Genomic DNA, 24,583 nt, shown 5'->3' with positions numbered 1-24,583 from the left:
TCTCGTCAACTTTCCCGGATAAGTAGTGCTCGCCGGACAAAACTGTTCCCGGTTTCTCCCCTCCATCAAAGACTTGCGCCCCGATACAGAGTTGGGGCGGCGGCGAACTGCTGTCGATCGGAGCGATAACCCCGGATAGGACCCAGTCCTTGTGTTCAGATATTGCCGTGGAGATTCTGCTTGATTCTCTTTTTTAGTTAAGTTTTATCTTATGAGTGCAAAGGAAATATCTTATAGATATTGGGTTTTCGTTAAATATATTATTTCGCGAGAATTCGTGAGTGCGTATCTTTCTCGATTGGTGATCATAAATATTTATTTAACTTGGAGTCTGTGCGGGTGAAAGGCAGATGAAGGGTTGGGCTGGGGGTAAGAGGAACATAATTGAATTAAGAAACAGGCACGCTTTTCGGCTTTGGCCCAAGGCAAAGGATTTTTAATCGTAGTCTTGTTTTTAGTGGCGAGAGAGTCTCTCGTTAAAATGCGGCGATCAGTTTAGACGTGAAGGCTCACTCTAATAAACCTTAAGGATATCGTATGTTTTCTGCCTCGCCTTACACCAGGATCTTCTGGGATGAATATATTATCAAGCCGCAGTCATGCGAATATAACCTGGTTCTGGATCAGGACATCGAAGGTGATCTGGATTTAAACAGGCTGTGTTTGGCCGTAGAGGGTATAAGTCGAGACTATATTCTGTTTAATCATGTTCTCGATGAAAAAGATGGACAGCTTTTCTGGGTGAAAGCCGATAACCCCATAACCCTCGAGTATTTCGATTCACCCTGCGATGCCCAATCCCTGGTACGTACTCCCTTTGACCTCCGCCAAGGGCCTCTCTGTCGCTTCCATCTGATCAAGACTGGCGAACGACGTTACAACTTTCTTGTCGTCGTACACCACGTGCTATTGGATGGCCTGTCTGGCGACGAGTTTTATGCCTTGTTATCTGAATATTACAACAAGGGCCCGCTTGGGCTCGCGCCGGCAGAGACGTTTAGTGATCTCCTCGATTTATATGCGCGCTATGAAGATGACGTTGCTCAATTGCGTGGGCGGTTTGACTCGACCGGGTTCTGGCGCGACTTGTTGTCTGGTTGTCCGCGGCGTGCCGAGTTGCCCTGCATATCCTCCGGACAGAGGCAAGAGACAGCGGGCGAAGTGCGTTTTGATGTCTCGTTCGCCGACTGGCGAGATCTGAAGGCCGGGATCAAATATGCCAATCATTTTCTAATATTCAAGACGTTGTGGGCGATCTTGATTGCCCGTCAGACGGGGCAGGAAAAAGTTTGCATCGCCTATCCTGTCGCAGCGGAAGGAGGGGAAAAAGTCTATTATGGCGGGCAGGTGAATACCGCGGTATTTCCCTTGGCGTTACTTGCTGATTCGAACTTTTCAAGCTTGTATAAAACGACCCTCGACTATACGAAAAAACTTAAGGTCTCGGGACGGCTGCGCCACTCCAAGTTGCCGGTTCATTACATGCTCAGCGAGAGTCCGGTTGCCGAATTGAACGTCAGTTTTTCCCAGGGTTTTCTGAAGAATTTTCCGTTGACATTTGATGGTTGCCGGGCACAGGTCAATCATCGCTTCAATGACGACCTGGCAGGCACTGAATTGTTGTTGGAGTATCAGCAGTCGAAAGACGCCTTTGAGTTCAGGCTCAGGTATGACGCGAATCTATTCGACGCGGTACAAATGGCTGAACTCGCGGAGCAATACCAACATTTGCTGTGGTCGTCACTAAGCGAGCCGGATCGGCCGCTTTCCACGATGCCATATTTATCCGAAGAGCAGGCGCAGCGTCTAGAAAATCAATCCAATAACGACAGTGAAGTGCCGCTGGAGCACGTCACGACGCTGTTCGCCGGTTTTGAGGAAAATGCCCGTCTTTACCCCACGCGGATGGCATTGGTCGACAGCCGGCAGGCATTCAGTTATGGGGAGCTCGCGCAGCGTAGCAGCGGCCTGGCGCGTAGGTTGCGTGAGGAATATCTGCGTATTTGCGGCGAGGAAATGCCGGCCGATACCTTGATCCCCTTGTATGTGCAGCGGGGGGCCAACGCAGTCGTGGCCATGCTGGCAATCATGAAGGCTGGCGCGGCCTATGTGCCTTTGGACCCTTACGCCCCCGCGCAACGGCTGGCGTATATCCTGAGCGATGTGGGCAGCCCCATTGTCTTGACCGAAACGGCTCTTGAGAACTCATTGAAGGAAAGTACGGCCGATAGCTACTGCCTGCTGATCGATCGGCCGGGAGACCGAGTGTCTGGCAAAGAGCCGATACTGCTTCCCGAGGTGAGCGGCGAGCAGTTGGCTTATGTCATTTATACCTCCGGGACAACAGGGAAGCCCAAAGGCACGCTGTGCGAACATCGGGGTGCCGCGAACATGATTCTGGGTCATGGCCGCCGGCTGCTGAGTCGTGAGCAGGGTGTTCTGAACTGTCTGCAATTTGCCACCCTGGCCTTCGACGCGCATGTGTTCGAAGTCTTCATCGCTCTTAACAACGGGCATCGCCTGTGTATCGCCAGCGAACCCCAGCGCCTGGATCTTGAGTTGCTCACCGCGCAGATGCGCGAGTGGCAAATCAACTTCTGCCTTCTGCCGCCCGCACTGCTTGGTCCCCGTCCTCTATTGCCGGACTCTCTGCGTTGCCTTGCCGTAGGCGGGGAGTCGACTTCGCAGGATGTGCTCGATCACTATCTGGCGGCGGGTTTGCAGGTTGCCAACCTGTATGGGCCCACCGAAGCCTCGGTCAGTGTGAGCATCAACCTGTATCGAAACAATGGTGCCCGCAATATTGGCCTGGGCATTGCCAATATGCGCTGCTACGTGGTGGATGAGCATTTTCACCCGCTGCCATTGGGGGTTGAAGGCGAGCTTTGCCTGGCGGGAATCGGCCTTGCCCGCGGTTATCTCAATTTGCCGGAACTGACGGCCTCGGCGTTTATCGAAAACCCCTTCAGCCAGGATCCGGACTACCGTCGGCTGTATCGCACCGGCGATCGTGTGCGGCGCCTGGCTGATGGCAGCCTGGAATACTGTGGCCGAGCGGACCAGCAGGTGAAAATTAACGGTTACCGCATCGAGTTGGGTGAGATCGAGAGTGTGATGCGTGCCGTGCCGGGAGTGGCCGAAGCACTGGTCACGGCGCGCAAGGAGCCTGCGCCGCAGCTTCAGGCCTGGTTCGTCGTCGCTTCCGGCAGCGATCTGACGGTCGAGGGGTTGTGGCGGCAGTTGAGTACCCAATTGCCGGCCCACATGGTGCCAACGGCGATGATGGCGATCCCGAGGATCCCGCTGACGGTCAGTCGAAAAGTGGATTACCGAGCGTTGCCCGAGCCGGCGATGATCGATCAGAGTGTCCCTTTCCGCGCGCCTGGCAATGAGTTGGAAAGCCGGTTGCTGGCGCTGTTCAACCGCCTGCTTGGTAGCCACGCAGGCATTGACCATCACTTCTTCCGCTTGGGCGGCAACTCGATTCTGGCGATCAGGTTGTGCCATGAAATCTATAAGGCCCTTGGCATAAAAGTATCGGCGCTGACACTGAACCGGTATCCGACGGTGGCGCTGCTGAGTGAGCATCTTGCCCAGCAAGAGCGGACGCTGTCGGAACCCTCGATCGCAAGGAGCGGGCGCAGCGAGGTGCGGCTGTCTTTCCAGCAGTCGCGCTTGTGGTTTATGGAGAATCTGTCGGGTGGCGCCACGCATTACCTGTCGCCGGTGCTGTTGCAGCTGTCCGCCGATGCCGACTGCGCGACCTACATCAAAAGTTTACAGGCGGTGGTGGCTCGTCATCAGGTGCTGCGGAGCCTGATTCGCCAGGATGAAACGGGCGAGGCGTATCTGCATGTCACCGAGCAGGAACTGGCGGTACCGATCCATTCGGTGACGCAAGTGCAGTTCACTGACTGCCTGCAACAGGCGCTACAGCAGCCGATTGACCTGCTGCGCGATCTGCCGTTGCGGGCAGCGATCTACCGCTACCGGAATGAGGTCGGGGCAGAGGTTACGGTGAGTCTTCTGGTGTTCCATCACATTGCTTTCGATGGCTGGTCAATGGACGTGCTGCTGCGGGAGCTGGCGGCGCTTTATCAATATTTCCTCGGGCAAACGGAACAAGCTCCCCCGGCGCTTGATGTGCAATATCTCGACTATGCGGTTTGGCAGCGTGAGCAGTCCGATGACCGGGCCAGTGCCGAGGCCCTGGCATTCTGGGATCAGGCGCTGGATGGCTACCAGCAGCTGGATATTGCTCCGGATTACCTTCGCCCCACGTTTTTTGATGCACGCGGCAGTCACTGCGAGGTCCTGCTGACTGCATCCTTGGTGGCAGCACTCGAGTCGTTGGCCCGCAAGGAAGGGGTTACGCTGCATGCCGTGCTGTTGGCCGGCTTCACCCTGTTACTGGCACGTTATACCAACCAGGATGACATCGTGGTGGGGACACCGTTGGCCAACCGCAGCCAGCCGGAGTTGGAAAGCCTAATCGGCTTTTTCGTCAATAGCTTGCCGCTGCGCAATCGGGTGCCTGACGAACTCTCGGTGTGCGAGTTTATCCGCCAGGTCGCGGCCAATACGGCGCAAGTGCAACAACATCAGAGCTTTCCGCTGGAGCAACTGGTGGATCGCCTGGGAGTGCCACGGGACTTTTCGCGGCATCCACTGTTTCAGGTGATGTTCGCTCTGGAAAGCACGGTGGGCGCCGCTTGCCCGGATTGGCTTTCGGTGGTGGATCTGAGTGCGTATGAGCAAACGGCCAAGTTCGACTTGACCCTCACGTTGACGCCCGTTGCCGGGCGGATCAATGCCCGGTTTAACTTCGCCACCGCGCTGTTCAGCCAGGACACGATCAGTCGCCTGGCCGGCTACTACGTCACGGTCTTGCAGCAGATGGTCGAGGGGGCCGAGCAGCCGCTGAGAAGCCTTGGCCTGGCGAGCGCCGCGCACATGCAGACGCAGCTTGCGATGGCTGAGGAGCGGCGTTTCGAGTATTCGTTCGAGCGTACTCTGCAGCACGATTTCATCCGTTACGCGCAGCAGCATCCGCAGGCCGTGGCGGTGATCGATGAGCTGGGTGAAATGACCTATGGAGAGCTGTATCTGGCGGCCCTGACGCTGTCTACCCAGTTGCGCTTGCAGGGCGGCATGACAGGTGAGGCGATTGCGATACTCGCGGACAAGGGACGCCTGCAGCCTGTGGCGATACTGGCGGCGCTGATGTGTGGCAAAGCCTTCCTGCCGATGGATAAAGGCTGGCCGTTGCAGCGCCGCCTGGGCGTGATGGCCCAGGCGAGCATCAATACCCTGTTGAGCAGCGAGCCATGGGAGACGTCGCAGATCAATGTCGTCGGCCTGAGCGCCACAGGGCAGGCCCTCACGCTACCACCACCGGCGCGGCTCTTGCCTGCCGTCGATGCCGCTGCGGACAGCCTGGCCTATATCATCTTTACCTCTGGTTCTACAGGCACGCCAAAAGGCGTGGCGATCGAGCATCGCAGTGTGGTGAATATGCTCGAAGGTACCCGTCGTTATTTCGCTATCGACGCGTACGACCGCAGCCTGGCCCTCAGCGCGCTGAGTTTCGACCTGGCCATTTTTGACATCTTCAGCCCTCTTTCAGTGGGGGGCGCGGTCGTCATGCCGGCCGAGAACGATCGGGTCAACCCGCAGGCCTGGTATCAATCGATCATCAACCATCGCGTTACGGTGTGGCTGAGCGCGCCCGCGCTGCTGGAGCTGTTGCTGGACTATGTCGGCAATGCCGGACTTCTCTCCGGCCCGGTACCCGCGTTGCGCGCGGTGATGGTAGGGGGGGACTGGATTGCCACGTCATTGCCTGAGCGCTGTCGGCAGTGGGCCCCGCACAGCCGTTTCTGCAGCGCCGGTGGCGCAACGGAGGCGGCGGTCTTCTCGATTCTTTATGAGGTCCCGCAGGAGCCAGTCCGGTCGGTCAGCATTCCGTATGGCAAGCCGTTGCCACACGAGCGTTTCTATGTTCTGGATGCTGAATTGCGACCGCTGCCTGTGGGGGTGAAAGGCGAGATGTATATCGCCGGTGAAGGGTTGGCGCGCGGCTATTACGCGGATGCACAGCGCACCGCCGACAGCTTCTTCTGGCATGAGCACTTGCAGGAACGCGTCTACCGTACCGGGGATGCCGGGCGTTTCCTCAGCGACGGCAACCTCGAGTTCATGGGGCGGATAGACCAGCAAGTCAAAGTCAACGGTTACCGCATTGAACTGGGGGAAATCGAGAACATCACGCTGTCCTATCCCGATATAACCATGTGTTGCGTGGTATTGATTCAGCATCCGCAACCTTATCTGGCGGCCTACTTGGTCGCTACCAAGGCGGTGGACATTCAAGCGCTGAGTCAGTATCTGCGTGGTGAGTTGCCGCAATACATGCTGCCAAAGGCGTTTATCCAGCTGGACAGCATGCCGCTGACCGAGAACGGCAAGATCGCCCGAAAATCGCTGCCGCTGCCCGAGAGCGAACAACGCCCCCTGGTCGCCGCCGAGAATGATCTGGAGCGCGAGTGCTGCCTGATCTGGGGTGGATTGTTGAAGTTGGAGCGCGTCAGCGTGGAAGACAACTTCTTCTCCCTGGGCGGCAACTCCATTCTGGCAATCCAGGCCTGTTACCAGATCAGCCGCAGGTTACGGAGGGAGGTCACCCTGGGCGAACTGGGGCAATATCCGACGATCCGCGCCTTGTGCCGTTACCTCAAGCTTAACGGCAATGAGTCCGGGCCTTTGCTGATTCCGGCGCTGCAGCGTGATACCTGGCCACTGTCGTTCTCGCAGATGCAGCTGTGGTTTATCGAGAAGCTCAACGGTGGCAGCAATCTGTACCACGTACCGATGCTGTTCCGCCTGAGCGCCGAGGTCGATCTGAGCGCTTATCGCCAGAGCCTGAAGTCCATCGTTGCCCGCCATCACGTGCTGCGCAGTGTCATTTGCCAGCCGTCGGCTCTTACCGCATTGTCGAAGTTGACCGACAACGAGTTGCGGGTGCAGCAGTTGCGGCTCGATGCCGCTGGCTGGCAACAACAGTTGCTCGGCGACATTGACCGGCCATTTGCTCTCGATTCGGAAATTCCCCTCAGAGCCAGTCTCTATGAGGTCCGCCAGCCTGACGGCAGTACGATCTTGTACAGCCTGATTGTCGTGCATCACCTGGCCTTCGATGGCTGGTCACAAAACCTGTTCCTGGAGGAGTTGCAAAACCTCTATGAGTCGTACCGACGAGGTCAGCAACCGACATTGCCGGACCCGCTCCTGCAATATGGAGATTACGCTTGCTGGCAGCGTGAATACCTCGATTCGGCTCGGTTGTCAGAACTGAAAACCTTCTGGCAGCACCAACTGCAGGGCTGGCAAACGCTGGAGATGCCGCTCGACTTTGTGCGGCCGGCGCAGTTTGACCACCGCGGGGCCAACCATGGCATTGTATTGCCCGAGGCGCTGATGGCTCGGGCCGAGCAGTTCATTCGACGGGAAGGCGTAACGCCTTTTGCGCTTTTCCTGTCGGCATTCAATCTGCTGCTCAGCTGTTTCAGCGGCCAGCAGGATGTTCTGGTCGGTACGCCGGTAGCCAACCGACCGACGACGGAAACCCGATCGGTAGTGGGTTTCTTCGTCAATACCCTGCCGTTGCGTACGCAGATCAACGACGAGATGCCGTTGTCCGAGTACGTGCGCGAAGTCTTCAAGTCTGTGCTTCAGGTGCAGAAGTATCAGAGCCTGCCGCTGGAGCAGTTGATCGATGCTCTGCAGGTACCACGCGATCTGTCGCGGCATCCGCTATTCCAGGTGCTGTTTGTGCTGGAGGATGACGGGCAGACCCCGAAGTTGCCTGATTGGCTGGAACCGCAAAGCCTGATGGAGCAGTACCAGGCGGCAAAGTTCGACCTGACCCTGAACATACAGAAAGAAGGTGAGCGCGTGCAGGCCGTATTCAACTACGCGACCGCGCTCTTCACTGCCCCAACCATGAGCTGCCTGTCTCGGTACTATCTGCGCATTCTTGAACAGATCGTCGGGGAGGGGCATTTGCGGATCAATCAGCTGGAACTGGTACCCTCTGTAGAGGTCCGGCGGCAGCGCGAAGCCTGGAAGTCCTGCCCGCCAGCCTATGATTTCGAACGGGCGATCCATCACGATTTTATCCAGCATGCCCGGCAGCAGCCGCGAGCCATTGCGATTATCGACGGCCTTGGCGAGCTGACTTACGGTGAGTTGTATCAGGCTGCTCTGACTCTGTCGTTGCAGCTGCGCCAGCATGTGGACATGGACGCCGAGACCATTGCGGTCATGGTCGACAAAGGTCGGGCCCAGATCATCGCGGTGCTGGCGATCGTGATGTCCGGCAAGGCTTACCTGCCACTGGACAGCTCCTGGCCGGAAGGTCGGCGGCGGGATGTTCTCAGGCAGTCGCAAACCCGGGTGGTGTTCAGCAGCAAGCCATGGAAGGAGGAACCCGAGGCCAGGCTGCTATTGATCGATCCATACGGTGCGGTTGCCATGTTACCCGCCGCGAGTATGGGTGAACCCATGCTCCCCGACGCGTCTGAACTTGCCTATGTCATCTTTACTTCAGGTTCTACCGGTGTCCCCAAGGGCGTCGCCATTGAACATCGGGGGGCGGTGAACAGCATTGTCGACACCATTCAACAGCTCAATCTCAATGCCCTGGATCGTGGCCTGGCCCTTAGTGCTCTGAGTTTTGATATTTCGGCGTTTGATATTTTTGGCTTGCTGTCGGTGGGTGGCACCATGGTGATGCCATCGGAAGCGGAGCGTTACCAACCGGATGCCTGGCATCGTTTGATGGTGACCCATGGGGTGACGTTCTGGAACTCCGCGCCTTCGGTGATGACATTGCTGGTGGAGTACCTCGAGTCCGTCCAGGCCGATGAAAATGGCTGGCCGATGCTACGTACGGCGGTATTGGTAGGGGAGGTGATTGCCAAACCGCTACCGGCGCGTATCCGCCAATGGAACCGAGGTTGCAGGGTGGTCAGTGCCGGCGGCGCGACGGAAAGTTCCATCTGGTCGATTCTCTACGACATTCCGGATGCTCCGATACTGGCGCCGAGCGTGCCTTATGGCAAAGCCATGGCGCATCAGCGCTTTTATGTACTGGACAGCCACATGCGCTTGCTGCCGCCTTGCTTGCCCGGCGAGCAGTACATCGGTGGGGCAGGCGTTGCCCGAGGCTATTTCCGCAATGAGCCGATAACCCGGGAGCGATTCATCTACCACCCTGAACTGGACGAGCGGCTTTACCGGACCGGGGACGCGGGACGTTATCTACCTGACGGTAACCTGGAGTTCATGGGGCGCATGGACTTCCAGGTGAAAATCAATGGCTACCGGGTCGAGTTGGGGGAGGTGGAAAGCCAGGCTCTGGCCTTTGACCCGATAAAATCCTGCTGCGCCATCGTCTGCAAGGATGAAGTTCAAGAGCGTCTGGCGTTGTACTACGTCTGTGACGAGCCGCTGGTGGAGTCCGAGCTGCTGGAGTCCATGAGTCAGCGGTTACCGCTGTACATGATCCCGACCGTCTTGATACGCCTGCCGGCGCTGCCTTTCAACTCCAGCGGCAAGCTGGATCGCAAGGCGTTGCCCGCCCCCGGGCAGAGAGAGCAGAACCACTACGTCGCACCCGCCAGTGGACTGGAACAGCAATTGTGCGAGCTGTGGCAGGTCACCCTGAAGCGCGAGCAGGTCGGTATGGCGGATGACTTCTTCAGGTCGGGAGGCACTTCGCTCATGGCGATCTCGGTCTGCATGAAGATGTCGGAGTTGCTGAAAACCTCGATCCCTGTCGTCAGGCTTTTCCAGTGCCGTACGTTGAGAAACCTGTTGGCGGTCACTGAAAGTGGCCTGGTGATACCGTTGAATCCGGCAGAGAGCGGCGCGCCAGTGTTGTGGATGATTCATCCGGCCCTGGTTGGGGCCGAAGTCTTCTATCCCCTCGCGCAGGAGTTCCAGGGCAGGATGAACTGTCAGGGCATCGATAATCACAACCTTTATCACCAGCCGACGATCAGCTCACTTGGGGCGCTGGCTGACCGGTACCTGGATGAAATGATTGTCAATGGACTGCAGGTGGATACCGGCAGGGTGCATATCCTTGGCTGGTCGCTGGGCGGGTTGATTGCCCTGGAAATTGCCGCCAAGTTGGAGCAACGGGGAGCTACCGCTGTTTCGCTCTATCTGCTCGATAGCTTCTACCAGCAGGGCACGGCGGAGATTCCGCTTGCCGCACTGCTGCCAGTGCTGGGGCTTACGGGAGCCGCCGCCGAACGTGCCCGGAGGGTCGCCGAAGTGGAGGAGCAGTTGTCGCAAGGGCAGTTGAGCGTCAAATTGCAGGCGACGACGGTCACGTTGTTCAAGGCGATGCAGGCCAATCCGCAGTTGCCGGGCTCTGTGATGAAGTCGCTTGTTGCTGTCACGGATAACGGGTTGGGCGCGGCTTGCTCGCAGCTGAGCGTCGTCCCGCTTGCCTGCCATCATCACAACATTCTGGAATCCAGCGACGAGATCATCAGGGTCATTACCGGATCAATAATCTGAGAAGGAAGCTCGGCAGCGGCCATGTGGGTCGCTGCCGGTCCTGAAAAGAGCCACGGTATGACAAGATGATTGGACTTGACCCCATCGAGCTGGCAACGCATTTCATTGCGGACGGCATCGGCATGGTCTATCTCCGCCTGGACAGAAGCCGTATTGATCTGGGGCAGTTGCTGCAACATGGCGCTGAACTGCCTGTAGACATTCAACGTAGTGTGCACACGAGGAGAGTCGAGTACCTGGCGGGCCGCTATTGTGCCCGCCAAGCGCTTGGCCAGCTGGGGGCCGCTACATGGGCAGTAGGGCGCAAGGCCGATGGTGCACCCGACTGGCCCGAGGGCGTTCTGGGCAGTTTGTCTCATACGGAGGAACGGGTTATTGCCTGCGTGGCGTGGCAGTCCGAATGGAGCGGGCTGGGTATCGACATCGAAAAGATCGTGGGTACAGAGATGCTCCTGTCGCTGGAACATCTGGTCTTCACCCAGACGGATAAATTGCAGATGCAGGCATCGCACTTGAACTTACTTGAAACCGCTACGCTGATCTTCTCCGCAAAAGAGGCGTTTTATAAGTTTATCCATCCACAAACGTCTGCCCGTCTGGACTTTAAGGATGTGTCTCTGCAGGCATTGGATAGTGACGGGTTTACCATCGAGCTTCATAAGGATCTTGGCGCGCCCTGGAGAAAGGGTAGGCGGGTGCGAGGGAGTTACCTGTTCGAGTCGAACCATGTAATTACCCTCATCGCCAAGTCCAGGACTCATCCTGATAGTTAATTCTGAGTGAGTCAAAATGTCGCAGGGGGGTGTACTAAAAGCGCGGAGGATATATCAGATGAATAAGAAAGACGGATCACTGGGTAGTGATCCGTCTTTTCCGTTTATTCCGGCATGGCCCAGGATTGCAGTTTGTAACCTTCCTGGCTCAGTTCGGCGCGGGCCTGTTTCAGCAGGTCTTCCAGTTGCGCCGGGTCGGAGTAGGCGCTGCTTGGAATCTGTTTGCGGCCAATACGGGTATTGGTGCGGTCGATGACGGTCAGGCTCAGTTCGCCGTTACCGTCTTGTGGGGCCCAGGCGACGCATTGGAATGGCTGGAATGCGCGGTCGGCGATCAAAAGTGCTTCGTTGATACGGAGCGGGGCGTTCATGGGGTCTTCTCTCTATGTGCCCAATCAAATGATGTGCCGTCGGTTGGGCTTACCGTTCGGCTGGTTACTTGTACTGATGTCTCGAACCAGGGATCAGGTCACATAGAAAGACCAGAATTTACAACTTTTGTTCACACCCGCGATGCAGAGCCTTCTTTTGAAAGCTGAATGAAAGATTGGCGCACGGAATTAAACCAGGCTTTTGGATCCATGTAACAGTTAGTCCAAATGGTGATTGGCGCTATAAACAATCGATACAAGACCCCCGTCAAGTAATTGCTAGTGTTACAGCCAGGTTTGCCAAACTACTGTTTCTAATAACTTTTCCTCTTTTTGGCGCCAAGGAACAGTCATGCTTGAAGCGACCGCCTTACGCCGCCTTTTAGTGGTTGACCCGTGCGACGATTGCCATCGTCTGCTGCCTGGATTACGCACGGCGGGCTGGGATGTCGACAGTTGTGACCTGGAAGCGGCCGTCGATCGCGGCTGTGACGTCGGCTTGCTGCGTTTGCAGGCTTTTCACCTGGAGCGGCCGGAAGCGGTCAAGGACCTGATCAGCCGCAGCGGCACCGAGTGGATCGCGGTGCTCAGCCCGGAGGTGCTGCGCCTGCAGAAAGTCGGCGATTTCGTCTGCGAGTGGTTTTTCGATTTCCACACCCTGCCGTTCGATGTCTCGCGGGTCCAGGTGACCCTCGGGCGGGCCTTCGGCATGGCCCGCCTGCGTGGCCAGGGGCACATCCATGTCGCTCAGCCCGAGCATGAGTTGCTGGGCGACAGCCGACCGATCCGCGACTTGCGCAAACTCTTGAGCAAACTGGCGCCCACCGAGTCGCCGGTGCTGATTCGCGGCGAAAGCGGTACCGGCAAGGAACTGGTGGCCAGGACCCTGCACCGGCAGTCGCAGCGCCACAGCAAGCCCTTCGTGGCGATCAACTGTGGGGCGATCCCCGAGCACCTGATCCAGTCCGAACTGTTCGGCCATGAGAAGGGCGCGTTCACCGGCGCCCATCAACGCAAGGTCGGGCGTATCGAGGCGGCCCATGGCGGTACGCTGTTTCTCGACGAAATCGGCGACCTGCCGCTGGAGCTACAGGCCAATCTGTTGCGCTTTTTGCAGGAAAAACACATTGAACGCGTGGGCGGCAGCCAGCCGATCCCGGTGGATGTACGGGTACTGGCGGCGACTCACGTCGACCTCGAGGCGGCGATCGACAAGGGGCGCTTTCGCGAAGACCTGTATTACCGCCTGAACGTGTTGCAGGTGGTTACCGCACCATTGCGCGAACGGCATGGCGATATCGGCATGCTGGCCAGCCATTTTTCCCACTTCTATAGCCTGGAAACCGGGCGCCGGCCGCGCAGTTTCAGCGAGGACGCACTGGTGGCCATGGGCAAACACGACTGGCCGGGCAATGTCCGCGAGCTGGCCAACCGGGTGCGGCGCGGCCTGGTGCTGGCCGAGGGCCGGCAGATCGAGGCCCGGGACCTGGGGCTGCTCAGTCCGCAGGCGAGCATCGCGCCCATGGGCACGCTGGAGGACTACAAGCACCGGGCCGAGCGCCAGGCCCTGTGCGATGTGTTGAATCGGCACAGCGACAACCTGAGTGTCGCGGCCAGGGTGCTGGGCGTATCGCGCCCGACCTTCTACCGGTTGCTGCACAAGCATCAGATCCGCTAGGGCGGTGCGACGAAAAGGCCCGCGGCGAGGTGATCGCCGCGGGCCTTTTTTTGCCTGGTGTTTAGAAGTAGTAGGGGAATTTCAGGCTGAAGGTGAAATCCGGCGCATCGTCGGTCAGTCCGATGGACAGGTTGGGCACTATGGTCAGGTTGTCGGTGGCCGCCACGGTCATGCCGACGTTGAAGTAACCGGCGTTGGCATCGCTGGACACCACGGACTGCCAGTCGCCGCCGTCTTCCTTGAGCTTGCTCTTGCGCTGGACCAGGTCCGAGAAGGAGAACGACATACTCATCTTCTCGTTCAGGGCGAAGGCGATGCCCATGCCGATCTGGAAGCTGTCGCCGAGCTTGACCTTGCCCGGGGTCTTCAGGTTGACCGTGGAGCTGATGTCGTCGAAGGATTCTTCCAGGTTGTGGGTGTAGGAGAGGGTACCGAACAGCACCGCCGGGTCGAAGGTCTTGACCAGCGTGATACCGGGGGTGATCGACCAGACGCCGTTACCGGTCGGCAGGTCATCCGGGACGAACAGGTTGGTGTTGTCCTGGACCTGGCGCAGCTTGATGCCGAACGGCTCTTCGCCGGTCGGCGCCTTGACGCGCAAGGACAACACCGCGTCCGGGGTATTGACCGACTCGTCGAGGAACTTGTAGGCGATGCCGAAGTTCACGTCGCCGAGGGTCGGGTCCTTGGACACGGTTTTTTCGCTGGTGACGCCCGCCGCGCCGTTCTGGGCGCCGCCGGACTGGTAGGTTGACTCGCGGTAGATCACCGGCACGTTGACATCGAACTGCCAGCGGTTGTCCAGGTTGTAGCGGGCCGTGAGGTCGAGGGTCCAGTTGTCGGCCTTGATCCGGTCCAGGTTGATGTTGCCGAGGAAGATCGAATCCAGCGCCAGGAAGCCGTTGAGAATCAGCTGCCGGGTGTCGTAGCGGGAGTAGGTCAGGCCGGTCTCGACACTGAACTTGCCGCCGCCAAAGAAGCCGCTGGCTTCGTCGTACAGGTTGGACACGCTCTGTGCCGGTTGCGAATCATCCCTGAGCGATTCCCCGTAGGAGCTGCCGCCGGCCGGGGTCGGGCCTTTGCTCGTGGTCCCGGCCACCTGCTGGTTGCCACGCATGTCCGCTGGCGACTTGGCCAGGCGTTTCGGTGGTGGCGCCGCCGGTTGCTCCTCGACCTGGCGTACCCGTTGTTCCAATACCGCCAGGGCTTTCTGCTGCACTTCGTAACGTTGCTTAAGCTCCAGTAATTCTTGTTTCAGGGCCTCTACGTCGGCATCAGGCGCTGCCTGCAGCAGTGCAGCCGGGAAGAGCGTGCTCAAACATACAACTGCGCGCAGCGAGACTGATCGATACATGAGTAAGCCGTCCCTTTGAGCCTAATGATCGAGAATCAGCGTAGTTCAATATCCCAGGTTGCGAAGGCCCTTGAGCTGGGTCAGGTTGCAATCCAACGCGCCAGTACTCGCCCCGTTATTGTTGAGCACCACGTTCAGTTGGGTCATGTTGCTGACCAGGTTGCTATCGCCCAGCAGGCGAGTGTTCTGCAGCAAGCCGCCCTGGGCCACTTGTTGCACGGCCGAGCCCTGGTTGTTATTGGCCTGGATGGCCATCTGGATGCCGCCACCGGTGGCGGACACGGCCACGCTGCCCGCGGCGTTGCTGCCGCTGATGGTTTGCCCGCTCATCAATAGCTGGCCTTGCGCCGGCACCAGCGCCGGAGCATGGCTGGCTTCCTTGACGTCGATGGAAACGTTGTTATAGGCGCTATTGCGGTCGCCCGCCGCGCGCACGCTCTGGGTCACACCCTGGGTGGTGGCCAGGCCCGCGCCGCCGATCACGTTGCCCGAGCCCTGGGTCGGCGTCGAGCCGTTGCCGGTTTCGGTGATCGTGGAGACATAGAATTCCGGCTTGATCGTCGATTGCTGGATCTGCATCGAGGTCGTGGCGCCGATCAGATCGCCCGAGGCGTTGCGCCAGGTGCTGCTCATGACAATGCCGAAGCTGATGATCCGCCCCGGCATGACGTAGCGACCGCGGAGCTCGGAGAGTTCCTGGTCCTTGATTTCTATAGGCTTGAACCCTGCGTTGGCGTACGCAGGAAAACTTGTGACCAGGCAGGCAGCGGCCAGCCAGTAAGCGCTTTTCATCTGCTGCTCCCGGAGCATCCTGCCCCTTTATCCTTAGGGCGACCCTAGAAGAAGTCGCTCTGAATGAAACCGAATTCCATCAGTTCTGCGTCTTTGACCGGGTTGAAGGTATCCAGCTTGTTCTTTGCGGTCAGCGGGTTGGGCGGGTCGAGCAAGGCGTTGGCCTTGTCGTAGCCGGGGCCGACGATGGCGAAGACGATACCGTTCCAGCCTTTGACAAAGTCTTCGTGGGAGTAGCGTTTATGGCCGAGGACGGGGTCGCCGATATAGACCCAGTCTTTGTATGCCCGCTGCATGACCACGAAGTGCTTGTAGCCACGAATGTCCATCAGTACCACCACCGGAATGGAGACCGCCTGCAGTTTGTCGGGAGGTATCCGGTAGCCCCGGGCGCGCATGCCGATGCTTTCCAGGTAGCGCTTCATGTCCAGCATGGAGAAACCCTGGGTACGCACAAGGTCCTGGTCGGCGGTGGCCAGCATGCCCTTGATGACCTGCTCCTCATCGACGTCGAGCCAGTAGGCCTGGCGCAGTACCGTCGCCAGCGCGGCGGCGCCGCAACTGAAGTCGGTTTTCTGCTCGACCAGGTCGGCGAATTTGCGCTCCCGCACGCTTTGCACCTGCTTGTACACCAGGTTTCCGCCCGGCAATACGGCCACTGGCATCTGTGCGGCCTGAGCCAGGCCCGTCAGACAAAGCAAAAGGGAGAAGGTCGCCATTCGCATGATCGCTACGCCTTGTGGGACTGTGGAAAAGCCCCGTTTCCGGGGCTTTCGTCACGCTCGTGATTACAGGCAGGCTCTGCAGCCGGCAGCGATGGACAGCGAGTTGCTTTGTTGGTTGCCGACACCCGCCGAGACGTTGGCGCCGCCGTTGCCGGAGAAGCCGTTCATCGAGCCAGACATCGACGCGTTGTTGATCACAGGGTTTTTCCAGCCGTCTTTGGTCAGCACTTGCTTCGTCCAGACGCCGGAAAGTTCGATCGTGCCTTGTTCCTTGAAGGTGAACTTCTGATCGTCGTTATCGTAGCCACCACTACGATCGCCGTAGCCATGATGACCACCGCCATGGTGATCGTCGTCGCCCTGGATCTTGCCGTAGCCGGTGCCTTTGTAGGTGCCGGAGGCATTGAACTCACTGGTAAGGGTGTCTTTTTTGTAGGTACGCACACCCTTGTTATCCACGTCCAGGCCAGTGACGGTCTGGTCGGCCGAAGCCGATGCGGTCGCTACGCGTCCGCCGGATACGGCGATTGCCAGGTTGTTTTTCTGTTGGTTGAGGTCGCCGGCGGTGACGTTGATGCCGATGTTGCCGGAGCCGCCGTTGCCAGCATTGTCGAGTGTTGCGTTGTTTTGCGTGGACCAGTTTTTCACCGTGTTGTTGGTGTTGGTCTGGGTAGCGCTGGAAGTGGCTACCGCGCTGCCGAAGATGAAGCTTTCATCGGCGGTGGCCAGGGCGACGGCGTTGTCTTGTTGGTTGCCGGCGCCGGCAGCCACGTTGGCGCCCATGTTGCCGTTGGAGTTGTTCATCGAGTCGCTGGCGTCGGCGTTGTTGTTGGTGCCGCGGTTGCTGACGCTGTTGCCCGAGCTGAACTGCTCATCGGTTACGTTGGCCGCGGCGCCGGCGGTGATTTGCAGCTTGGTTTTGAGGTCTAGACCGTCGTGGCCTCCATGACCGCCATGACCACCGTGGTGACCATTGTGACCGCCATGGCCACCGTGACCTCCGTGACCTCCGTGACCTCCGTGATTGTCGTCGTTGCCCGCATGTGCGGCGATCGCCATGACTGCGGCGAGGGCAAAAACCAGTGGCTTGAGAGCCATTGTAGGTTTCATGGTGTTTCTCCGTGCTTATTTAGTTGGTTAAGTGTTGGTACCTTCCAATCGCACTGCTGCGGGTCAGTCAGCGACCCGTATGCTCAGGGTGTTAGCCATTCGGTTCCCCACCCCGGCACTCTGGTTCACCTGAATCACTCCCCGGCTGCCGGTGAAGGCCTGGTCGCTGGTAACGACCTGGCGGCTGCCTTTGGAAGCGTCAGTTGCTCCCGAGCCTGGTAACAGCGCCACGTTCTGCTGGGACAGGACGCTGTCGTCGATGCTTTGCGGCTGGGCACTGATGCTCACCCGCATTGCGTTGACCATCTGGTTGTTGGCCCCGGCTCCCTGGTTCACGCCCAGAACCCCGTTGCCGTTGCTGAAAGCGTTGCCGCCGATGCTGCTGGTGGCGTCGATCGCGCTGCTGGCCGGCGTGCCGAGCTTCTGCCGGACCACGGTGGTGGCCTGGGCGTCGGTGCCGATGGCGATGGCGCGCGTGTTGGTCTGTTGCTGCTGGTCGCCGGCGGCCTGGTTGACGTTGAAGTTGCCGTTGTAGCGGGCGCCGGAGTTGTGAAGGGTGGCGGTGTCCACCGCCTGGATGCCTGGGTCGGCCATTGCCGAAGGGCAGCCGAACAGGGCAAGCAATACGAGGGTGCGAATCATCTCATTGGCCTCCGGCCAGTCTGCCCAAAGGAGCCAGGCCAGAATTCAGCGAGCGGTTGATGGTGCCGGAGATGGCGCCACCGCTGCCGCCGCCGTGGCCGGCGCTCATGCCGGCCATGCCGTTGGGGTTGGCGACGCTGTTCAGCCCCTGCAGGTTGACGCCGTTGGGCATGACGCTGCTGCTGATCGTGGAACCGCTGCTGACCCCGGCAAAATCGCCGTCACTCAATTCGGTGTTGCTGGTCATCTGTTTGACCCGGGCCGAAGGGTTGGCATTGACGGTGGTCGGGTAGGGATCTGGATGCAGCGGAGGGCGGCCGACGCTACGAGGTTGAACGTCGCGGTCGAGAACGATCCTGCCGTCCCTGATGTCGTCGGCAGCCTGGACCGGGAGGCTGAGCAGCGAGCCGATGGCGCAGCCGATCAGCAGGAGGTGGGTCAGAGCTGAATTGCGATTCTCCACGGCAGCATTCCCTTCTTCTGTCGCTGGCCCTAGCCGGCGTTGCGAGGGTAGAGAGCAGAAGCCGTGCCGCTTTTTTGATTGTTTCAAAAATTCAACAGGTTACGAATAACCAAGGGCGTTACAGGGACAGGAGTGTTTCAACGATGAGACCGGTGCCGCCTCCGGCAGCCCGACAGTACCGTGGCGACGCTCTGGATCGGGAGGCTCGCGTCGGGCTGTATCAGCGTTTTAACAGATGGCTGAAGGGCAATGAGAAGCCCTTTGAATTGGCCGCTTTGCGCAGCGGCGGGTGTTTCAGGAGTGGACATTTGTCCTGCTTGCGCAGGAGAAAAAAACGCGGACACGAAAGGTATTCGGTCAACCCTGAAGCAGGCGCTCGACCAGCTCGAATGCCCGTTGCCGACGGGCTTCCCAATCGCCGCGAATCACTTCGAAGGGCTGCTGGTGTTGCACCAGCCAATCACCGGTGGCCTTGAAGAAGGCCAGGCGCTCGCTCAGTTCGGGTTGGCAGCGCTGGCCGTCGTTGCTCCAGCCGACATCTTCCGGGGAGAGTAGCAGGTGCAGGTCATAGCAGCGAGCCAGCAGCTCGGGTTCCAGCCAGTCCGGGCAGGCGCCGAACAGGGCCTGGCTCCAGAGCATATTGCTCAGCAGGTGCGTGTCGAGAATCAGCAGCGGCGGGTGTTGCGCCCGGGCCTGGTCTTCCCAGGCCAACTGGCCGCGGGCAATCTCCGGGATATCCGCCAGGCAGGTGTCGCGCCGGTGCTGTTCGATGAAATGGCGGACGTACTCGCCCACCTGGATGCCACCGAAGCGCGCCTGCAAGTGGCCGCTGAGCCAGCTTTTGCCACTGGACTCGGGGCCGGTCAGTACCAGGACCTTCATGCCGGGCGCAACGCCGGGTCGGCCCGCCAGGCGCGCCAGCCCTGCACGGCCAGCAGGGTGAACAGCCCGTACAGTGCCGCTGTCAGGTACAGGTCCTTGTAGATGAACAGGCCGACAAAAATCACGTCGACGGCAATCCACAGCGGCCAGCATTGCACGCGCTTCTGTGCCATCCACCATTGCGCCACCAGGCTGAAGCCGGTCAGCGCGGCGTCCAGCCAGGGTTGCGCGGCATCGGTCCAATGGGCCATGGCCGCTCCCAGCAGCAGGCTGCCAACGGCTCCGAGGCTCAGGCCCAGCAGCATCGAGCGGGGCCCTAGCAGGCTGACCGGACGCCCCTGATGGCTGGCGCCGCCACGGGTCCATTGCCACCAGCCATAGAGTTGCAGGGCGGCGTAGACCACTTGCAGCAGCATGTCCGAATACAGCTTCACTTCGAAGAAGATCCAGCTGTACAGCAGCACCATGACCAGGCCGATCGGCCAGCACCAGGGGTTCTGTCTGACTGTCAGCCAGACGGCGATCACGCCGAGTGCAGCGGCGAACAGTTCAAGCCCGGACATGAAAACTACCTGGAAGCGGAGGAGGGTGCGGATTGTAACCAGAAGCGGCCTTGCATGTTAGTGAAGGCCGGCAACCGTGGCGGGGCGAACCCCGCCAACGGAACGTCTCAGACCCGGAACTGGCGCAACAGGCCGTTGAGCTGCTCGCTCAGCTCTTTCAGGTGCAGGCTGGCGGCACTGGACTGCTCGGCCGCCAGGGCCGTGCTGTGGGACAGGCCGGCGGCCTGGGTCACGTTCTGGTTGATGTCTTCGACCACATGGGCCTGTTGCAGGGTGGCGCTGGCGATGGAGGCGTTCAGCCCATTGAGGTTGCGCAGGGCCTGGCCGATGGCATTCAGGCTTTCCCCGGCCAGCCCGGCCTGCTCGATGGTTTGTTGCGAAGCCCGGCTGCTGTCGCCGATGACTTTCACCGCGGCTTCCGAGTGCCCTTGCAGGCGCTCGATCATCGACTGGATCTCCGCGGTGGACTTCTGCGTCCGCTGGGCCAGCAGGCGCACCTCATCGGCCACCACGGCAAAGCCACGACCCTGTTCGCCGGCCCGCGCGGCTTCGATCGCCGCGTTGAGCGCCAGCAGGTTGGTCTGTTCGGCGATCGAGTGGATCACCTCCAGCACGCTGCCGATCTGGGTGCTTTCCTGGGCCAGGGTGCGAATCACTTCCACGGCCTGGTCGATGGTGGCCGAGAGCCGGTCGATCTGTTGCAGGCTGCCGTCGATATTCACCTGGCCCTGCTGGGCCTGGGCCTCGGCGTCGCGCATCTCGCTGGCGGCGTGCTCGGCATTCTTCGCCACGTCCTGTACGCCGTAGGTCACTTCGTTGATGGCGGTGGCCACCAGCTCCATCTGCTGCGACTGCTGCTGGCTGCGCTCCTGGGCCTGGCTGGCGTTGCTGCCCAGGTCGGCGGAGGATTGCGCCAGGGCGCTGGCCGACACCTGCAACTGGCTGACGACAAGACGCAGCTTGGCGGTGAAGCCGTTGAAGTGCCGGGCCAGTTCGGTGACTTCGTCCTGGCCGTGGGTGTCGAGGGTGCGGGTCAGGTCGCTTTCGCCGCTGGCGATGTTGGCCATGGCGTGCACGGTTTCCTGCAACGGGCGGACGATGCTGCGAGCGATCAGTAGCACCAGCAGGGCCATGAGCAGGGCAATGGCGATACCGACGACCGAGGCTTTCACCACCTGGCTGCGGAACTCGGCCTGCACGTCATCGATGTACACCCCCGAACCGATGATCCAGCCCCAGGGCTGGAACAGCTGGACATAGGAGGTCTTCTGCACTGGCTCGCTGGCGCCCGGTTTCGGCCAGCGATAGTTGATCATGCCGGCGCCCTTGGCCTTGGCGATGGCCACCATTTCGTTGAACAGGGCAAGACCGTCCGGGTCGCGAATGGCCGAGAGGTTCTGGCCGTCGAGCTTGGGGTTGGTCGGGTGCATGACCATGACCGGGGTCAGGTCGTTGATCCAGAAGTAGTCGCTCTGGTCGTAGCGCAGGCCGCGTATGGCGCTCAGTGCCTGCTTCTGCGCCGTCGCGCGATCGAGGCTGCCGGCGCTTTCCAGGCCCTGGAAATAAGCCAGCACGCCGTTGGCGGTCTGCACCACATGCTGGGTCTTCTGGACCTTGGCCTGGTACAGGTCCTCATTGATCTGCTTGAGCATCAGCATGCCCAGGGTCATCAGCATCAGTACCGCCACAATCAGGATCAGCCACAGCCGGCGGCTGATCGACATTCTGCGTAAGCTGTTCATGAATCTGTCACTCCCGATTGTTGTTCTTGTAATGGAAACACCCTGTACATCCGTCATGCGCTCCTTGCAGTCAGGTCCATCGGATTCTTGCAACGCGACAGCGTTTATCGCGTCTGTCTGCTAGGATTTCGGCCACATCGCGAAAAACCTGAATCCGGCTGATTTTTCACGGAATTTTCAGGGGCGATGATGATCCTATTGCGGCTGCGAAGCCGCGACGCACGCGTCAGTGAACATTGAAGAAAAACTAAAAAGGCATGTTACGGCATGACCTTCGGGGGATTGATGGAGCTTTGGACTGCCGTACAGGCATTGATTTTGGGGATTGTGGAAGGGCTGACAGAGTTTCTGCCCATCAGCAGTACCGGCCACCAGATTATCGTTGCGGACTTGCTCAACTTCGGTGGCGAGCGCGCCATGGCGTTCAACATCATCATTCAGCTGGGGGCCATTCTCGCGGTGGTCTGGGAGTTTCGCCGCAAGATCCTTGACGTGGTCACCGGCCTGCCGACCCAGCGCAACGCCCAGCGTTTCACCATCAACCTGCTGATCGCCTTCATGCCCGCCGTGGTCCTGGGGGTGATCTTCGCCGACCTGATCCATGAATACCTGTTCAACCCGATCACCGTCGCCACGGCGCTGGTGGTGGGTGGCCTGGTCATGCTCTGGGCCGAACGCCGGCAGCATGAAATACATGCCAACAACGTGGACGAAATCAGCTGGAAAGATGCCTTGAAGGTCGGTTTCGCCCAGTGCCTGGCGATGATTCCAGGCACCTCGCGCTCGGGCTCCACGATTATCGGCGGCCTGCTGTTCGGCCTGTCGCGCAAGACCGCCACCGAGTTCTCGTTCTTCCTGGCCATGCCGACCATGGTCGGTGCCGCGGTCTACTCGGGCTACAAATACCGCAACCTGTTCCAGCCGGACGACCTGCCGGTGTTCGCCGTTGGTTTCATCACCTCGTTCATCTTCGCGATGATCGCGGTCAGGGGCCTGCTCAAGTTCATCGCCAACCACAGCTACGCGGCCTTTGCCTGGTATCGCATTGCCTTCGGCCTGGTGATCCTCGCCACCTGGCAGTTCGGCTGGGTCGACTGGACCGCGGTCCATTCCTGATGAACGCACGCAACCAGAACCGCCCCGGCGAAGCCGCCGGGGCACGGATCCAGCAGCCACGGCTCAAGGCGGTGGTTTTCCTGCTGCTCTGCGCCTTGCCCCTGTGCGGCTCGCTGCTATTGGGTGTGAAGGGGATTTCCTGGGTGCCGCTGGCGGCCTACGGCGCGGTCAGCGTGCTGACGTTCTTCCTCTACTGGAGCGACAAGCGCAAGGCCCGCAGCGACAGCTGGCGGACCCCGGAAAACGTCCTGCATGCCGTGGAACTGGCCGGTGGCTGGCCAGGCGCCTTGCTGGCGCAACAGGCCTTTCGCCACAAGACCCGCAAGCTGTCCTATCAACTGGTGTTCTGGCTGATCGTGCTGCTGCACCAGGTGTTCTGGATCGACCGGCTGTTTCTCGAAGGCAGCCTGTTCTCGCTGTTCTAGAGTAACAACCCGACCTGTACCCGCTTGGGCAGCTTGCTCACCACCAACTGGTGCGAACGCTGCAGCAAGTCCTGCAGCTCGCCGGCGCCCAGCGGGTAGGGCGTCTGCATGATGATCCAGTGCGCCCGGGCCAGGTACGGCGCCGGCGCAATGCCGGGACGGTCGACATGGCCGAGGAACAGCTCCTTGTCCACCTTGAACGCCAGTGACTCGCCCCGCAGGTTCTGCAGGGCGAACATCTTGTTGCCGGCCACGGAAAACACCCGCACGCCGCCCCATTTGTAGTCTTCGCGCGCACCCGGCAAGTCCAGGCAGAATTGCGCCACATCCGCTTCAGTCATGGTTTTTCCTTTTATCGCGGCCGTCATAACGTTCGGTCTCCGCAGCCTTTGAACGCTTCGCTGACATGCTCGATCCAGGCCCTTACCGCTGGCAATACCCCGCGCCGGTGAGGGTAGACCGCCTGCAGCCAACCGCCAGGCAATGACCATTGCGGCAGCAGTTGCACCAGCTGCCCGGTCTGCAGTTCTTCCTCGCAATACATCATCGGCAGGATGGTACAGCCAAGGCCGGCGAGGGCGCAGGAGCGGCGCACCAGAAAATCGTCGATGCCCAGGCGTGCTTCCAGGACCAGGTCGCATTTCTCGCCCTGGGCGTCGAGCATGCGCAGATGCACCATGCGGTCGGCCTCCAGGGCACCCAGCACCGGCACCTTGTGCAGGTCTTCGGGACTGTGGATCGGCCATTCGCGGGCGAACGCCGGGCTGGCGACCATCACAGTCTGCGCCTGGCGCAGGCGCCGGGTCACCAGCAACGGATCTTCGTCGCCATGCTCGCGAACCCGCAGCGCCACGTCGATGCCTTCGGCGACCACGTCGACCCGGCGGTTGAGCAACTGCATGTCGAGCTGGACCTGGGGGTATTGCTCGAGGAAGGAACTGATGACAGTCGGCAACATATGATGGGCCAGGCCGACCGGACAGGACACCCGCAGGCGCCCGCGAGGTTCGCTGGACATGCTGGCCACGGCCTCGTCGGCCATTTCCGCTTCCAGCAGCATGGCCTGGCAGTGGCGCAGGTAACGCTCGCCGACCGCGGTCAGCTTCAGTTGGCGGGTGGTGCGTTGCAGCAAGCGGGTGTGCAGCCGCTCTTCCAGCTCGGCGATACGCCGCGACAAACGGGATTTGGGCACCCCGAGTAAACGCCCGGCGGCGGCGAAACCACCGGCTTCCACCACCTTGGCGAAGTAATAAAGATCGTTGAGGTCTTGCATAGAATGACTCGACTGTCCTGCTGATGGGACAAACTATCGCATTTGTGCCGACTAATCAGCTATTGGTTTCATCTGTAGGATTGT

At 59.9% G+C, this 24,583-nt stretch carries 17 protein-coding genes; 5 read left to right on the top strand and 12 right to left on the bottom strand.

Annotated elements, in window-relative coordinates:
- Positions 1-537 precede the first annotated feature (537 nt).
- Both DK261_RS12620 and DK261_RS12615 read left to right on the top strand, forming a co-directional pair.
- A complete protein-coding gene (locus DK261_RS12620) occupies positions 538-10,590 on the top strand; it encodes a non-ribosomal peptide synthetase (RefSeq protein ID WP_110175787.1) in 10,053 nt (3,350 codons plus the stop codon).
- Between the two features lie 65 nt (positions 10,591-10,655).
- Positions 10,656-11,363 carry a 4'-phosphopantetheinyl transferase gene (locus tag DK261_RS12615; RefSeq protein ID WP_110175786.1) on the top strand — a complete coding sequence of 236 codons (708 nt, stop codon included), beginning with the start codon at positions 10,656-10,658 and terminating at the stop codon, positions 11,361-11,363.
- Positions 11,364-11,467: 104 nt separating this feature from the next.
- On the opposite strand, the gene DK261_RS12610 is transcribed toward DK261_RS12615, so the two are convergent.
- Positions 11,468-11,734 carry a hypothetical protein gene (locus DK261_RS12610; RefSeq protein WP_009048883.1) on the bottom strand — a complete coding sequence of 89 codons (267 nt, stop codon included), beginning with the start codon at positions 11,732-11,734 and terminating at the stop codon, positions 11,468-11,470.
- Positions 11,735-12,086: 352 nt separating this feature from the next.
- Between DK261_RS12610 and DK261_RS12605 the strand changes: the two genes are divergently transcribed.
- Complete coding sequence (locus tag DK261_RS12605) at positions 12,087-13,412, top strand: sigma-54 dependent transcriptional regulator (protein ID WP_009048884.1); 1,326 nt, start codon at positions 12,087-12,089, stop codon at positions 13,410-13,412.
- Positions 13,413-13,473: 61 nt separating this feature from the next.
- Here the strand turns inward: DK261_RS12605 and DK261_RS12600 are convergent, their stop codons facing one another.
- The 9 genes from DK261_RS12600 to DK261_RS12560 form a co-directional block, all read right to left on the bottom strand.
- Positions 13,474-14,766: a transporter gene (locus tag DK261_RS12600; RefSeq protein WP_009048885.1), complete on the bottom strand. Its 1,293-nt coding sequence runs from the start codon at positions 14,764-14,766 to the stop codon at positions 13,474-13,476.
- Positions 14,767-14,811: 45 nt separating this feature from the next.
- Complete coding sequence (locus DK261_RS12595) at positions 14,812-15,558, bottom strand: hypothetical protein (RefSeq protein WP_041984085.1); 747 nt, start codon at positions 15,556-15,558, stop codon at positions 14,812-14,814.
- Positions 15,559-15,602: 44 nt separating this feature from the next.
- The gene (locus DK261_RS12590; protein WP_009048887.1) at positions 15,603-16,283 is read right to left on the bottom strand and encodes a C39 family peptidase; all 681 of its coding nucleotides are present in this window, start codon (positions 16,281-16,283) and stop codon (positions 15,603-15,605) included.
- Between the two features lie 63 nt (positions 16,284-16,346).
- Positions 16,347-17,393 (bottom strand): heme utilization protein, encoded by a 1,047-nt coding sequence (locus tag DK261_RS12585; protein ID WP_110175785.1) that lies wholly within the window; start codon positions 17,391-17,393, stop codon positions 16,347-16,349.
- A 63-nt stretch (positions 17,394-17,456) separates the two neighbouring features.
- Positions 17,457-18,035 carry a hypothetical protein gene (locus DK261_RS12580; protein ID WP_009048889.1) on the bottom strand — a complete coding sequence of 193 codons (579 nt, stop codon included), beginning with the start codon at positions 18,033-18,035 and terminating at the stop codon, positions 17,457-17,459.
- Between the two features lies 1 nt (position 18,036).
- Positions 18,037-18,498 carry a hypothetical protein gene (locus tag DK261_RS12575; RefSeq protein WP_009048890.1) on the bottom strand — a complete coding sequence of 154 codons (462 nt, stop codon included), beginning with the start codon at positions 18,496-18,498 and terminating at the stop codon, positions 18,037-18,039.
- 357 nt (positions 18,499-18,855) lie between these two features.
- Positions 18,856-19,380: an AAA family ATPase gene (locus DK261_RS12570; protein WP_009048891.1), complete on the bottom strand. Its 525-nt coding sequence runs from the start codon at positions 19,378-19,380 to the stop codon at positions 18,856-18,858.
- On the bottom strand, positions 19,377-19,943 hold the full coding sequence (pnuC, locus tag DK261_RS12565) for a nicotinamide riboside transporter PnuC (protein WP_016704792.1): 567 nt from the start codon (positions 19,941-19,943) through the stop codon (positions 19,377-19,379). Before pnuC ends, DK261_RS12570 begins: the two co-directional genes overlap by 4 nt.
- A gap of 107 nt (positions 19,944-20,050) precedes the next feature.
- On the bottom strand, positions 20,051-21,685 hold the full coding sequence (locus DK261_RS12560) for a methyl-accepting chemotaxis protein (protein ID WP_110175784.1): 1,635 nt from the start codon (positions 21,683-21,685) through the stop codon (positions 20,051-20,053).
- Positions 21,686-21,970: 285 nt separating this feature from the next.
- Here DK261_RS12560 and DK261_RS12555 point away from each other — a divergent pair, with 285 nt between their 5' ends.
- Both DK261_RS12555 and DK261_RS12550 read left to right on the top strand, forming a co-directional pair.
- Positions 21,971-22,801, top strand: coding sequence for an undecaprenyl-diphosphate phosphatase (locus tag DK261_RS12555; RefSeq protein ID WP_110175827.1), 831 nt, complete (start codon positions 21,971-21,973; stop codon positions 22,799-22,801).
- Complete coding sequence (locus tag DK261_RS12550) at positions 22,801-23,226, top strand: DUF1294 domain-containing protein (protein WP_009048895.1); 426 nt, start codon at positions 22,801-22,803, stop codon at positions 23,224-23,226. The genes DK261_RS12555 and DK261_RS12550 overlap by 1 nt, the downstream gene beginning before the upstream one ends.
- Here DK261_RS12550 and DK261_RS12545 read toward each other — a convergent pair.
- Both DK261_RS12545 and DK261_RS12540 read right to left on the bottom strand, forming a co-directional pair.
- Entirely contained in the window at positions 23,223-23,567 is a 345-nt protein-coding gene (locus DK261_RS12545; RefSeq protein WP_009048896.1) for an MmcQ/YjbR family DNA-binding protein, read from the bottom strand. The two genes, DK261_RS12550 and DK261_RS12545, sit on opposite strands and share 4 nt — an antisense overlap.
- A 23-nt stretch (positions 23,568-23,590) precedes the next feature.
- On the bottom strand, positions 23,591-24,499 hold the full coding sequence (locus tag DK261_RS12540) for a LysR substrate-binding domain-containing protein (protein WP_009048897.1): 909 nt from the start codon (positions 24,497-24,499) through the stop codon (positions 23,591-23,593).
- Positions 24,500-24,583 lie beyond the last annotated feature (84 nt).

The sequence above is a fragment of the Pseudomonas sp. RW409 genome, assembly GCF_003184125.1.
Lineage (GTDB): Bacteria > Pseudomonadota > Gammaproteobacteria > Pseudomonadales > Pseudomonadaceae > Aquipseudomonas > Aquipseudomonas chlororaphis_I.
Note: the sequence above shows the minus strand (reverse complement) of the source record. Positions and strands in the feature narration are given on the sequence as shown.

Bases quoted from the DNA above. Each gene is read 5' to 3' on its own strand.
- DK261_RS12620 (WP_110175787.1), top strand. From the start codon at position 538: ATGTTTTCTGCCTCGCCTTACACCAGGATCTTCTGGGATGAATATATT.
- DK261_RS12615 (WP_110175786.1), top strand. From the start codon at position 10,656: ATGATTGGACTTGACCCCATCGAGCTGGCAACGCATTTCATTGCGGAC.
- DK261_RS12610 (WP_009048883.1), bottom strand. From the start codon at position 11,734: ATGAACGCCCCGCTCCGTATCAACGAAGCACTTTTGATCGCCGACCGC.
- DK261_RS12605 (WP_009048884.1), top strand. From the start codon at position 12,087: ATGCTTGAAGCGACCGCCTTACGCCGCCTTTTAGTGGTTGACCCGTGC.
- DK261_RS12600 (WP_009048885.1), bottom strand. From the start codon at position 14,766: ATGTATCGATCAGTCTCGCTGCGCGCAGTTGTATGTTTGAGCACGCTC.
- DK261_RS12595 (WP_041984085.1), bottom strand. From the start codon at position 15,558: ATGAAAAGCGCTTACTGGCTGGCCGCTGCCTGCCTGGTCACAAGTTTT.
- DK261_RS12590 (WP_009048887.1), bottom strand. From the start codon at position 16,283: ATGCGAATGGCGACCTTCTCCCTTTTGCTTTGTCTGACGGGCCTGGCT.
- DK261_RS12585 (WP_110175785.1), bottom strand. From the start codon at position 17,393: ATGAAACCTACAATGGCTCTCAAGCCACTGGTTTTTGCCCTCGCCGCA.
- DK261_RS12580 (WP_009048889.1), bottom strand. From the start codon at position 18,035: ATGATTCGCACCCTCGTATTGCTTGCCCTGTTCGGCTGCCCTTCGGCA.
- DK261_RS12570 (WP_009048891.1), bottom strand. From the start codon at position 19,380: ATGAAGGTCCTGGTACTGACCGGCCCCGAGTCCAGTGGCAAAAGCTGG.
- pnuC (WP_016704792.1), bottom strand. From the start codon at position 19,943: ATGTCCGGGCTTGAACTGTTCGCCGCTGCACTCGGCGTGATCGCCGTC.
- DK261_RS12560 (WP_110175784.1), bottom strand. From the start codon at position 21,685: ATGAACAGCTTACGCAGAATGTCGATCAGCCGCCGGCTGTGGCTGATC.
- DK261_RS12555 (WP_110175827.1), top strand. From the start codon at position 21,971: ATGGAGCTTTGGACTGCCGTACAGGCATTGATTTTGGGGATTGTGGAA.
- DK261_RS12550 (WP_009048895.1), top strand. From the start codon at position 22,801: ATGAACGCACGCAACCAGAACCGCCCCGGCGAAGCCGCCGGGGCACGG.
- DK261_RS12545 (WP_009048896.1), bottom strand. From the start codon at position 23,567: ATGACTGAAGCGGATGTGGCGCAATTCTGCCTGGACTTGCCGGGTGCG.
- DK261_RS12540 (WP_009048897.1), bottom strand. From the start codon at position 24,499: ATGCAAGACCTCAACGATCTTTATTACTTCGCCAAGGTGGTGGAAGCC.